Source organism: Kitasatospora cinereorecta, from assembly GCF_024172095.1.
Taxonomy (GTDB): Bacteria; Actinomycetota; Actinomycetes; order Streptomycetales; family Streptomycetaceae; genus Kitasatospora; species Kitasatospora cinereorecta.
Genome location: NZ_JAMZDX010000002.1, coordinates 329,107 through 340,858, shown reverse-complemented (window position 1 = coordinate 340,858; position 11,752 = coordinate 329,107). Strand labels below are relative to the sequence as shown.

The following is an 11,752-nucleotide window of genomic DNA, read 5'->3' as shown; positions in this document are numbered from 1 at the left end:
GGCATCGATTCTTCGCCACCCCTCCCCGACACGGCAACACTCCGGGCCCCCTGACCTTACGCGGAAGGCGGATCCGTTGGGGTGTTTTCTCGCCACAGAACAGCCAAGAGTTCATCGGAAAGCGACAATCCGGCCAACGCACCTCTCACGGCCGCTCTATTGCGCATCAGAAGTCTTCCCCCGTCCCGCGGAACGGGCAACAGGGCGTCGACGGAACCGGCCGCCGGCTCGCCCCACGCCAACTGCCCGGCGACCGCCGCCTGGAGCTCCAGCGGCCCGACCGCCGCCGGGGCACCCGGCACCCCGGTGTCCAGCACCCGCCCGAGCGCCCAGCTGAACGAGCCCTCACCGCCCGGCAGTACGGCGTCCCGCCCGCGCCGCCCACCCGTGTAGCGGCCGATCCGGCCCCACAGCGGCACCCGGGAGTGCGCCACCAACTCGCCCGCGCCGTCCTCGCGCTGCAGCGCCGCCCAGGTGTCCCGGTCGGCGACCGCGTCGACCAGCAGCAGGGTCTCCTCCTGGTCGCCGTGGACCATCGCGCTGATCACCCAGTCCCAGGCGAGCCCCCGGCGGTACGCGTTGTCCGGTGTGGAGCCGGCGGTGACCAGCGCCAGCCGGCGGCCGCGCGGGTCGGCGACCAGCTGCCCCACCAGGCAGACCACCAGCCAGCGGGCCGGCCGCTGGCCCGCCTGCCGCAGGGCGGTCAGCATCGTGTTGGCGTCGGCATCCGGCCGCAGGTGGCTGACCGCGCAGCCGCGCGCGCCGGCGTCGAACGTCCGGCCGGGCAGCGCCGCCGCGAGCGTCCGGGCGCCGTCCCCCGCCCGGGCGGAACCGCCCCAGCTGCGGTCGGGCCCGCCGTCCGCCCCGATCACCACCAGTTCGATGCCGCCGCCCATCCGTACCGCCCCCATCCGTCCCCGGCCCGTCCACCACCCAAGCTAGCGCCGCACCCCCGCCCTCCGGAGCCGATTCCCCCGGATTCCCCCAGCTCAGGGACCCTGGACAGAACGCGCCCCCACCACCCCGCCCCCACGCCGGAGCCGCCGCTCCCCCGCCCCCACCCGCGTCGCACCATCCACTCCCCGCCCCCTCCCCCAGCCCCCGCGGCAGCGGCCCCGCTCCGAGACCATCGGCCCCCACCCCTCCCCCGCCCCGCGTCGCACCATCCATTCCCCGCCCCCTCCCCCAGCCCCCGCGACAGCGGCCCCGCTCCGGGACCATGGGCCCTACCCCTCCCCCGCCCCGCGTTGCACCATCGGCGTATGGATCCTGACCAGCGTGTGGAGACCCTGAGCGAGGCGGAGTGCCGCCGCCTGCTCGGGACGGTGCCGCTCGGGCGCGTGGTGTACACCGAGCACGCGCTGCCCGCGGTGCTGCCGGTGGCGTTCCGGGTGGCCCCGGACGGCCGGCTGGTGCTGGCGCTGCGCTCGGACTCCACCACCGCCCGTGCGCTGGACGGCACGGTGGCCGCCTTCCAGGCCGACCTGCTGGACCCGGAGCACCGCGCGGGCTGGAGCGTCCTGGTGCACGGCCGCACCGAGCTGGTCCGCGACCGCGCCGAGCTGGCGGAGCTGCTGCGCGACGGCCCGCGGCCGTGGGTGGGCGGGCAGACCCCGGTGTACGCGGTGCTCACCCCGGAGCTGATCGGCGGGCGGCGGCTGGACGCGGCGCCGGCCGGTGTCGGCCCGGAGCCCTCCTGACAGGTGACCGGCGAGTAGGCATACTCTCCCGGAGGTCGGCCCCGGCCCTGCGGACGGTACCGGCCCGCCCGAGCACCCCTTCTCCCTGGAGCGCACCGTGACGACCTTCGCCTCCCTCGCCGAGTTGACCGCCGCCGTCGGCACCGAGCTCGGTACCAGCGAGTGGCACACCATCGAGCAGGAGCGGGTGGACCTGTTCGCCGAGGCGACCGGTGACCACCAGTGGATCCACGTCGACCCGGCGCGGGCCAAGGAGAGCCCGTTCGGCGGCACGATCGCGCACGGCTACCTGACGCTGTCGCTGATCCCGGTGCTGGCGAAGGAGTGCTACGGCGTCGAGGGCGTCCGGATGGCGCTGAACTACGGCTCGGAGAAGGTCCGCTTCCCGGCCCCGGTGCCGGTGGGCACCGCGGTGCGGGCGACGGCCGAGCTGCTGAAGGCGGACGAGGTGCCGGGCGGGGTGCAGGCGCTGGTGCGTTTCACCATCACCAGCGAGGGCAGCGCCAAGCCGCACTGCGTCGCGGAGACGATCACCCGCTTCTACGCCGCCTGACGCCGGCTCCCCTACCTGGCCTCCCCCTCCCGTCCACCGCCGGTCCGTCCGGCGTGGCGTGGCATGTTCCGGCGGGTCAATGCCCGATATGCCCGGTAATGTCCGGGTGAGATGGTTGTCGTGCGGCAACGGGTGCCCCCCACCCGTGGCCGTGCGCGCCTCGGCATGCCGACGACCGTGGAGGTGCCGTGCCCAGCCCCGTCTCCTGGCTCTACCGCGCGGGCGGACTGGCCGCCGAAGTCGCCCTCAACATCCGGGACGCCAAGCGCTTCCGGACCCTCCCCCGGGAGACCTGGCACCGGGTCCGCACGGACGCCTTCGGGGCCGACCCCAAGGGCTACCGGCTGCACCGGGTCAGGAACTCGCCGCACTTCGTCGACGGCGCCTTCCGCAATCCGGTGCCGACCCGCCGGCTGGTGTACGAGAAGACCCCGCTGGAGATCACCCGGGCTCAGCTGACCACCGCCCGGGGGCGGCGCGAGCCGGCCGCGGCGATCCCGCTGCACCGGCTGCTGCCGATGGAGCTGGCCCACCCGCCGGAGTCCGGGCTGCGGCTGACCTGGCTGGGCCACGCCACCGTGCTGGCCGAACTGGACGGCCGCCGGGTGCTGTTCGACCCGGTGTGGAGCGAGCGCTGCTCGCCGTTCCCGTGGACCGGTCCGAAGCGGATGCACCCGATGCCGATGCCGCTGGGCGAACTGGGCCCGGTGGACGTGGTGGTGATCTCGCACGACCACTACGACCACCTGGACATGGACACCGTCCGGGCGCTGGACCACCCGGGGACGTTCTTCGCCGTCCCGCTCGGGGTCGGCGCGCACCTGGAGCACTGGGGCATCCCGACCGCCCGGATCGTCGAGCTGGACTGGTGGGAGTCGGCCGAGGTGGCCGACCTGACGCTGACCGCGACGCCGGCCCGGCACTACTGCAGCCGCGGCCCGCGGACCAGCACCCGCTACCTGTGGGCGTCCTGGGTGGTGGTCGGTGAGCAGCACCGGGTCTTCCACAGCGGCGACTCCGGCTGGTTCCCGGGCTTCGCCGAGATCGGCCGCCGGTTCGGGCCGTTCGACGCGACGATGATGCAGGTCGGCGCGTACAGCGCGTTCTGGCCCGAGGTGCACATGACCCCCGAGGAGGGTGTCCGGGCGCACCTGGAGCTGGGCGGCCGGGTGATGCTGCCGATCCACTGGGGCACCTTCAACCTGGCCCCGCACCCCTGGGAGGAGCCGGCCGAGCGGACCGTCAGGGCGGCGAAGGCGCTGGACGCCACCCTGGTGATGCCCCGGCCGGGCAAGCCGTTCGAGCCGGTCGATCCGCCCGCGGTCAAGCTGTGGTGGCGCGCGGTCGCGGCGCTGCCGAGCGGCGAGGAGCTGCTGGTGCCCGAGGAGTTCGCCGAGCCGGCCACCCAGCCGGTCGACCTCGAGCCCGCCGACCGCACGCCTGCCGACCCGCAGGCGGCGGGCGCCGACTCCGGACCGGACGCCGCCGAGCCCCGCCCGGCCGCCTCCCCGCCCCCGGACCCGAACGGCCGGAAGTCCGTGGACGGCGGCGGCATCGCGGTCTGAGCCCCGGTCCGCGCCGCCGCTGTCCGAGCCGACGCGTCAACAGCCCGCCAGCAGGTGGTCCAGCGCGCGCGCCTCCTGCACCAGGCGCGAGCTGCCGCCCCGGCCGGCCGCCGCCGTCACCTCGGCGACCGGCCCGCGCGCGCCGCAGCGCCGGACGCAGTCGACCGCCAGGGCGAGCAGTTCGGCGGCGCCGCGCGGCGCCCGGTCGGTCAGCGCGACCGGCAGCAGGACGGCCAGCACGCCCCAGACGGTCCGGTACGCGCCGGTGTCGGCGGCGGAGCGCAGCGCGGCGGCGATCCGGGTGGTCTTCGCCAGGCCGGCGCGGACCAGCTCGCCGAGTTCGGCGCCGAGCAGCGCCGCGTCCAGGTCGCCCCGGGCGGCGAGCACCAGCAGGGCGTCCACCGCGGCGGTGCGGTCGTCGACGTGGCGGGCGGCCAGCCCGTAGCCGACCGCGAGGTGGACGGCCGGCCCGGCCGGGCCGGCGGCCTCGGCGAGCTGCGGCAGCACCTGCTGGGCCCCGCGCTCCTCGACCTCGGCGAAGCAGCGGAGCAGCCGGGCGGCCAGCTCCTCGCGGTGGCCGGGCAGGGTGCCGAGCCAGTGCTCGGCCGGCTGCGGCGACCACCAGGAGTCCCGCAGCCGGAGCTTCTCCGGCGGGCCGACGAGGCAGGCGGCGTCGGCGGGCAGCGCGGGCTCCGCGACCACGCCGGGCTGGCGCATGGTCCGGATCCGGCCGCCACGCCAGTCGCGCCGGTCGGCGGTGACCGGCTCGGAGGTCTGGCGGGGCAGCCCGCCGGTGCGCAGCCAGTGGGCCAGCCGCTCGCCCTCGGGCGACTCGAGCCGGCCGGCCGCGGCGAGCACCGCGGGGTCGGTGGTCGGCGCGACGCGGAGCAGGGCCTGCGCCAGGTCGGCCGGGCCGGGCCCGAGGCCGGCCTCCTCGTAGCGGGTGAGCCGGTCGACCAGGGCGGCCGGGTCGATCGCGCCGGTGGCGTCGGTCGGGATGGCGAGCAGGAACGGGACCGGACGGACCACGATCCGCCAGACCGCCTCCTCCAGCCGGGCGGCCCGCTGGTGGTCGAAGGAGGTCGTCCAGTGGTGGCGGAACCAGTTCTGGCGTCCCTGGACGGCGGCCCAGGCCTGGTGGGCCGGGATCCGGCCGCAGACGGCCTCGCCCACCGTGTACAGCTCGGTGCGCGCGCCGACCCGCAGCACCGGCTCCAGCGCCCGGGCGAGGGCCTCCCGGTTCTGGAAGCTGTGCCGTACCAGCGCGTCCAGCGTCCGTTCGAACGGGACCAGGCCGTCGTCGCCGGCCAGCACCGCGGCGAGCTCCTCGGCGGTCTCCTCGGGGCTCGCCGGCGGCGCCGGGACGGGCCGGGGTGCCACCACCGGCAGCTGCTCCCGGTACTCCTCGGCCGCGGCCGGGGCGGCGCCGAACAGGTCGGCGGCACGGGCATGGTGGGCGGGGTCGAGGGCTTCGGCGGCCAGCCGCAGCTCGGGCAGCACGGCCTCGCCGGCGGCCGGCAGGTGACGGGCGATCACCTTCAGTGCGGCCTCCTGCAGCGCGCGGTCGGGGTGGCCGAGCGCGGCCGCGGCGGCCAGGACGACCTCGCCGGCCCGTTCGCCGCCGTCGCCGGCCCGGGCACCCGCCCGGGCGGTCCGGTCGAGCCAGCCGAGCTGGGCCCGGACCAGTTTCTTCTCGGTGCGGAAGAGCACGGTCTGCGAGGCCTCGGCGAGCAGGTCCGTCGCGTCCAGCCCGATCAGCACCTGCTGGGCCTCGCCGGCGATCGGGGAGGGGCCGTCCAGCAGGGCCAGGTACGTGCGGACGCGGGCGGTGTTCTCCGCCGCGGTCGGGGCGAGGGCCTTCAGCACGGTCTGGAAGACCCGCAGTTCGTTCGCCCGGCCGCCGCGCAGCAGCCGGGCCAGGCAGCGGTCGATCAGGTCGGCCCTGTCCAGCACGCCGGCCTCGGCCAGCTCGGCGAGCACGGCGGGCCACTTCCGGCCGTCGTCGCGGGCCGCCCAGGGGCCGGCCAGTTGCTCGGCGGCCTCGGCCACCTCGAACAGCCGGGGCGCCAGGACGGGTGTCCAGGGGTCGGCCAGCAGCCGGACGTACAGGTCGGTGCCGACCGGCAGCGGCCGGGGCACCTCGGGACGCGGTCCCGGCCGGCCCCGGTCCCGGGCCCAGTGCAGCACGAACCCGTCGGAGGTCGGCACCGGGCAGCCGCTGCGGTGCACCAGGTACTCGACCAGGTGCAGCCGCTCGTCCGTCCCCCAGCGGTTGGGGCGCCGCTCGGCCAGCCGCTCGGCCACGGCGGCCTGCCACTCGGCGGGCCGGTCGTCCAGCAGTTCGCGCAGCCGGGCGTGCCGCCAGGCGGAGATGTCCTCGAACTCGCGGCCGCCCAGCCAGGCCGCGGCGCCCGAGGGCGCGCTGTGGCAGACCGCGCCGGCCACCATCAGGCAGGACCAGGCGCCGGCCCGCGAACTCCAGCTGTCCCGCAGCTCCTTGCGCAGCTGCTTCAGTCCGGGCAGCAGCTCCCGGCGTTCGGCGGCGGTCAGCGGCGCCAGTTCCCGGGCAAGGGCCGGGACGTTCCCGCTCCGGACGTGTTCCACCACGCTCATCGGGTCTCCTCCCCGCGGGCCAGGCCCACTGCCAGGACGTGCTTGCAGGGTCCGCGTCCGCCGCGGTACTTGGCCCACCACAGGCAGGTGCAGGTGTGGGCGCCGTCGGCGCCCCGGCGCACCCGCTGGACGTGGTCGTCGACGGTCACGGTCGCCAGTTCCCCCTCCTGTCGGACGGCCCCGGCCGCCACCAGTGCCCGGGCCGCGGTCAGCCGCGGGTTGCGGGCCTCGGCCCGCTCCGAGTCGTACGGCAGCCGGCGGTGGAAGTAGGCGGCCTCGGCGGTGTCGTAGCCGATCTGGCCGGAGGTGCCGAGCCGGCCGAGCGCGGCGCGCACCCGGGCGAGGCTGATCCCGGCCTGCTCGGCCAGTTCGGCCGGGTCGATCCGGGGCTCCCAGGCGAGCAGCACGGCGACCAGCTCGGCGTCGGCGGCGGAGCCCTCGGCGGCGAGCGCGGTCAGCACCCCGCCCTCGCCGGAGAAGCCGCGGGCGGCGTCCGGGGAGAGGGTGAGGGTCAGCCGCATGCCCGGCAGGACCACCTCCCAGGCCGAGGCGGTGGGCGCGGTCGCATTCGGCGGGCCGTAGACCCGCAGCGCCACCGCGTGGCGCAGCACGCGCTGGAGGGCGACCAGCCGCTCGGGGCCGGGCAGGCAGACCGCGCCGGGCACCGGGCGGGTGGTGGGCCGCAGGGTGCGCCCGGCCGGGACGACCCAGGCGACGGTGGTGCGGCCGCCGCGCGGCAGCGAGCGCAGGAAGCGGACGGCCTCGGCGGCGGGCAGTTCGGCGCGCAGGTCGAGCCCGGCGCCGATGACCTGGGTCTCGGCGAAGCCGCGCAGCCAGCGGTCCGGCAGCGGGACCTTCTTCTCCACCACCGGGCCGTCGAGGGTGGTGACCTCCAGGGCGTCCGGCCCGACCGCGAGGTGCAGCGGGTCGGTGGAGCCGATCAGGCTCAGGCTCTCCCGGAGCGGGTTGTTGACGTCGACGTTGGTGGTGCCGTGGCCGATCTCGTCGCCGTCCAGGCCGTCGGCCAGCACGTCGAGGCGGGCGTACACGCCGCAGCAGCCGGAGAAGGACTCGAACCGCAGCCGGTCGCCGTTGGCCGTGACCACCGGGTCGAGCGAGGCGCGCAGCAGCGGCTGGTAGTAGCGGGCGGCCGCGACGTCGGCGACCGCGAGCAGGGCGGCGGCGGCCGGCGCGGGGGCGGTCAGGAACCCGGCGAAGAAGCGCGGGTTGGCCACCTCCCCGGCCGGGGTCGAGCCGCCGGAGGTGGCGAGCGCCAAGCTGCGTCCCGCGGCGCCGTCCAGCACGGCGGACGGACGGAGATAGGCGTACGTCTGTACGGCTTGCGTCATGTCGGTGACCGTAGGGGCCGGCACCGACATCCCCCCGTCGGCGCTGCTGGAACCTGTTCTAGAATGTCGGGCGTGAACGACGCCATGGCAGAGCAGAACCCCGAAAAGAGCAGCATCGCGGAGTTCGTCGAGCTGCTCCGGATCGAGGAGCTGGACGAGAACCTGTTCCGGGGCACCTGCCACGCGGGCGCCCCGATGCGGGCCTTCGGCGGGCAGGTCGCCGCGCAGGCGCTGACCGCCGCCGGCCGGACCATCCCGCGCGAGCGCCTGGTGCACTCGCTGCACGGCTACTTCCTGCGCCCGGGCGACCCGACCCGGCCGATCGTCTACCAGGTCGACCGGGTGCGCGACGGCTCCTCGTACGCCACCCGCCGGGTCACCGCGCTCCAGCGCGGCGAGGCGATCTTCACCCTCTCCGCTTCGTTCAAGAAGCCGGAGGCCGCGACCGAGCGCCAGCGCACCATGCCGCCGGTGCCGGGCCCGGAGGACCTGGCCGACCCGTTCGTCGCGTGGGAGAGGTCGGCGCCGGAGGACTACGCCCGGGCGACCATCTTCCGCAGCATGGAGATGCGCTTCATCCCGGCCGACGCGCCCGGGATGCCCCGTGAACTGCCGGGCGTCCCGCAGCAGTTCGTCTGGCTGCGGACCGGCACCCCGCTGCCCGACGACCCGCTGCTCCAGGTCTGCGCGCTCACCTACCTCTCCGACCTGACGCTGGCCTCCACCACCGCGCTGCACCTCCAGCCGCACATGGTGCAGCGGACCGAGCCCAACCGGGCGCTGCTCGCCTCGCTGGACCACGCGATGTGGTTCCACCGCCCGTTCCGCGCCGACGAGTGGCTGCTGTTCGCCCAGCGCAGCCCGTCCGCGTCGGACGGCCGCGGGCTGGCGATGGGTGAGTTCTACGACCGGGACGGCCACCTGGTCGCCTCCGCGGTGCAGGAGACGCTCGTGCGCGAACGGCCCCGGGCCTGAGGCCTGCGCCCGGCCCGCGCCGGGCGCCCGCTGCCAGGCGTCATACCGCGCCGAGCACCCGGCCCGTATCATGGGACGGGTGACCAAGGTTGACCTGTCACCTCGTCCGGTGGAGGCGATGTCGCCCCGTCAGCTCGAACGCCGCGGGAGTCTCCTGTCGGCCGCCCTCGGTCTGGTGACCGAGATCGGCGTCGAGAGACTCCAGATGAAGCAGGTGTCGGAGCGCTCCGGCGTGGCCCTAGGCACCGCCTACCGGTACTTCTCCTCCAAGGACCACCTGCTGGCCGCGGCGATCGCCGACTGGCACCGGCTGCTGCTGGCCGACCTGGTGGCCGAACTGCGCGGCCCGCGGACCACCGCCTCGCCCACCGAGCGGATGGTCCGGTTCGTCCGCCACGGCATGCGCGCCTACCAGCGGCAGCCCGAACTGGCCCGGCTGCGGGTGGCGGTGGCCACCTCCACCGACCCGTTCGCCAGCGAGGCGCTGCAGGGCATGGCCCGGGCCGACGGCGCGGCGCTGCGGACGCTGATGTCCGAGGTGCCGCCCGCCTCCGGCGACCTGGTGCAGCACATCGTCGGCCACGCGTGGCAGGGCGAGCTCACCGCCTGGGTGACCGGCCGCACCACGCTGGACGACGCCCGCCGGCGGCTGGAGGACATGGTGCGCCTGGTCCTGCTGCCGTACGAGACCACGCCGGTCGGCTGACCCGGTACGACGGACGGCCACCGCTACGCCGATCGCCCACCCTCGTTCGAGTGAACCCGCACCGGTTGCCGCTGACCGTTCGGGCACGACGGATGCCGTGTCCCGCCCGGCCGAACGCCGCTCCCGGGGCCGGTCACCGGACGCGACCGACCTGACACACTCAGCACGATCGGTGGCAAGCTGGCCACCGCGTCCCGCCCCGACCTGCGACGATGCCGCGGCGGGCATCCCGATGCCGAGATCCCGCCCAGACTTCACCCGCCCGTCGTGATCGTTTAACACCTCACTGGAAACCTCATCAGCATGAACGTCCAGCCGTCGGCGACCCCGCCGACCCCGTCGGCCCGGCCGACCCCGCAGAAGCCGCGCTTCCCGCTGCCGCAGCGCCACCGCCGCGTCCTCGCCTGCGCGGCGGTCGCCGCCTCCGTCGCGCTCGGCACCTTCGGGGTCGGCGCCACCGTGGAGACCGTCCGCGGCGGCACCGCCGTCACCGCGAGTTCCACCGCGCGCTGAACACCCATCCGGCCGATACTTCAGGTGATCGGCCGTGGGAAGGAGTGGCGCCATGTCCACCGGCACCGTGAAGTGGTTCAACATCCACCACGCATACGGCTACATCACCCCCGACGGGGGCGGCCCCGAGGTCGCGGTCTACTACGACTCGATCATCGGCAGCGAGGACCGCCTGCTGCACGAGGGCCAGCGCGTGGAGTACGACGAGACGGTCCAGGAGTACCGCCCGGTCGCCGAGCACGTCCGGGCGCTGCCGCCGGAGCCCTCGCGACGGCACTAGACCGACTGGCGGGCCCGGGCCTGGCCCGGCGCGGCCGGCCTCGAGTGGCGGCCCGAGCCCTGGGCGGGCTGCTCCAGCTCGGGGGCGTACCGGGCGGCCGGGGCCCGCAGCACCCAGGCCCGGCCAGCCCGGGCGGTCAGGCCCATCCGGCACAGCAGGTCCAGCGCGTCGCGCCGGAACGCGGTCAGGTCGGCCAGGTAGCCGGGCTCCCAGCCGGCCCGCAGGCCGTAGTCGTCGGTGATGTCGCCGAGCGCGCCGTCTATCAGTGCGTCCGGCACCAGGACGGCCGGCGGCGCGGCCTCCTCCGGCAGCGGACGCAGCTCCTCCACCAGCCGCTCGGCCAGCAGCAGGGCGGCCTGCGCCAGCGTGCCGGTGCCGGGCAGGGCCAGGTCGGTCAGCTCGTCCGCCGGGTCGAGCAGCGCCATGCCCTCGGCCCGCACCTCCGCCTCCAGACCGAGGAAGTCCGCGAACAGCTCGGCCTCGGCGGCCAGCCGGCCGAGCAGCCAGTCCCGTTCCGCCGGGGCGAGTTCGTCCACCAGCACCACCGGGGTCTCGGCCAGCAGCCGACGGACCGTCAGCCCGGGCCCGGCGGCAACCTCGACGGCTGGCGCGGCCAGCGCCACCGCCAGCTCGCGGTCGGCCTCCCCGTCGGCGGCGAGCACCTGCCAGTCGGTCAGCACCCGCCGCACCTCCGGCCGCTCCACCTCGGCGGCGCGGCCGTCGGCCAGCGCGCCGAGCGCCAGCGCCAGCTCGGCGTAGCCGGCCGGGCCGTAGCCGGTCAGACCGCGGTCGGACAGCGGGGCCTTGCGCAGCCGGGCCCAGCCGGGGCCGACCGTCAGCTCGTAGCCGAGCAGCTCACGGAACCGCTCGGCCAGCCAGCCGGCGTGCCGGCGGATCAGCGGGAAGCCCGCGCGGTGCGGCCCGGCCGCAGTGACCAGCGGCTGGGCCAGCAGCAGCCGGGCGGCGGTGCGGCGCTCGGCGGCGGCCGCCGGATGGCCGGCGGCCGGTGAGCGCTCGGGCTTGCGGTGGCGCCCGGCGGTGGCGGCGCCGCCCTGGGCGGCCGGGGGCGCGTCGCGGCGGATCCGGCGGTAGCCGGGCGGCCGGGTGCGCAGGGCCGCGGTCAGGTACGCGCTCGGGCCGTGCCACCAGCTGACCCGGGGCGAGAAGGCACAGGAACGGTCCGGCGCACCGCCCAGGTGCCGGGCGCCGTAGAGGCCGAAGGCGGCGGTGAACAGCTCGTGGGCCGCGTCCGGCCCCGCCTCGGCGAACCGCCCGGCCAGGAGTTCGGCCTGCGGGTACAGCCCGGCCGGCGCAGGGGCGACGAGCCGCCCCGCCCCGCCCGCGCGCCCGATCCCCGTGCGGCCGGGCCCCGCCGGGGCGCCGGACGCGTACTCGTGCCGCTCCATGTCGCCCACCAGACTAGACGGTGGTCGGCCCGCCCGGGCCCTGGCTCCGACTCGTCGGGCCGAATTCCACCGAACCCTTGCCTACGCGCCGG

11 protein-coding genes are annotated in these 11,752 nt (G+C 76.3%); 7 read left to right on the top strand and 4 right to left on the bottom strand.

All coding sequences use genetic code 11. The features are described 5' to 3' along the window. Nucleotides 1–56 precede the first annotated feature (56 nt). Nucleotides 57–911: a hypothetical protein gene (locus FHR36_RS08465; protein ID WP_253795337.1), complete on the bottom strand. Its 855-nt coding sequence runs from the start codon at nt 909–911 to the stop codon at nt 57–59. Between the two features lie 351 nt (nt 912–1,262). On the opposite strand from FHR36_RS08465, the gene FHR36_RS08460 reads away from it, so the two are divergent. From FHR36_RS08460 to FHR36_RS08450, 3 genes are all read left to right on the top strand, one after another. Continuing rightward, nucleotides 1,263–1,700, top strand: a complete 438-nt coding sequence (locus FHR36_RS08460) for a pyridoxamine 5'-phosphate oxidase family protein (RefSeq protein WP_253795335.1) — start codon at nt 1,263–1,265, stop codon at nt 1,698–1,700. 97 nt (nt 1,701–1,797) lie between these two features. After that, nucleotides 1,798–2,253 (top strand): MaoC family dehydratase, encoded by a 456-nt coding sequence (locus FHR36_RS08455; RefSeq protein WP_253795333.1) that lies wholly within the window; start codon nt 1,798–1,800, stop codon nt 2,251–2,253. Nucleotides 2,254–2,504: 251 nt separating this feature from the next. Beyond that, the gene (locus tag FHR36_RS08450; protein ID WP_425558172.1) at nt 2,505–3,818 is read left to right on the top strand and encodes an MBL fold metallo-hydrolase; all 1,314 of its coding nucleotides are present in this window, start codon (nt 2,505–2,507) and stop codon (nt 3,816–3,818) included. A gap of 36 nt (nt 3,819–3,854) precedes the next feature. Here the strand turns inward: FHR36_RS08450 and FHR36_RS08445 are convergent, their stop codons facing one another. Then, complete coding sequence (locus tag FHR36_RS08445) at nt 3,855–6,431, bottom strand: DUF7824 domain-containing protein (protein ID WP_253795331.1); 2,577 nt, start codon at nt 6,429–6,431, stop codon at nt 3,855–3,857. Further along, the gene (locus FHR36_RS08440) at nt 6,428–7,780 is read right to left on the bottom strand and encodes an SWIM zinc finger family protein (protein WP_253795329.1); all 1,353 of its coding nucleotides are present in this window, start codon (nt 7,778–7,780) and stop codon (nt 6,428–6,430) included. Before FHR36_RS08440 ends, FHR36_RS08445 begins: the two co-directional genes overlap by 4 nt. Nucleotides 7,781–7,843: 63 nt before the next feature. Here FHR36_RS08440 and FHR36_RS08435 point away from each other — a divergent pair, with 63 nt between their 5' ends. The 4 genes from FHR36_RS08435 to FHR36_RS08420 all read left to right on the top strand — a co-directional run bounded on the left by FHR36_RS08435 (nt 7,844) and on the right by FHR36_RS08420 (nt 10,254). Continuing rightward, nucleotides 7,844–8,755 (top strand): acyl-CoA thioesterase, encoded by a 912-nt coding sequence (locus FHR36_RS08435; protein ID WP_253795327.1) that lies wholly within the window; start codon nt 7,844–7,846, stop codon nt 8,753–8,755. 79 nt (nt 8,756–8,834) lie between these two features. After that, nucleotides 8,835–9,461: a TetR/AcrR family transcriptional regulator gene (locus tag FHR36_RS08430; protein WP_253795325.1), complete on the top strand. Its 627-nt coding sequence runs from the start codon at nt 8,835–8,837 to the stop codon at nt 9,459–9,461. A gap of 303 nt (nt 9,462–9,764) precedes the next feature. Then, complete coding sequence (locus FHR36_RS08425) at nt 9,765–9,974, top strand: hypothetical protein (RefSeq protein ID WP_253795324.1); 210 nt, start codon at nt 9,765–9,767, stop codon at nt 9,972–9,974. Nucleotides 9,975–10,026: 52 nt separating this feature from the next. Then, the gene (locus FHR36_RS08420) at nt 10,027–10,254 is read left to right on the top strand and encodes a cold-shock protein (protein WP_253795323.1); all 228 of its coding nucleotides are present in this window, start codon (nt 10,027–10,029) and stop codon (nt 10,252–10,254) included. Here FHR36_RS08420 and FHR36_RS08415 read toward each other — a convergent pair. Further along, nucleotides 10,251–11,660 carry a DUF2398 family protein gene (locus FHR36_RS08415; protein ID WP_253795322.1) on the bottom strand — a complete coding sequence of 470 codons (1,410 nt, stop codon included), beginning with the start codon at nt 11,658–11,660 and terminating at the stop codon, nt 10,251–10,253. The genes FHR36_RS08420 and FHR36_RS08415 overlap by 4 nt on opposite strands. Nucleotides 11,661–11,752: the final 92 nt, after the last annotated feature.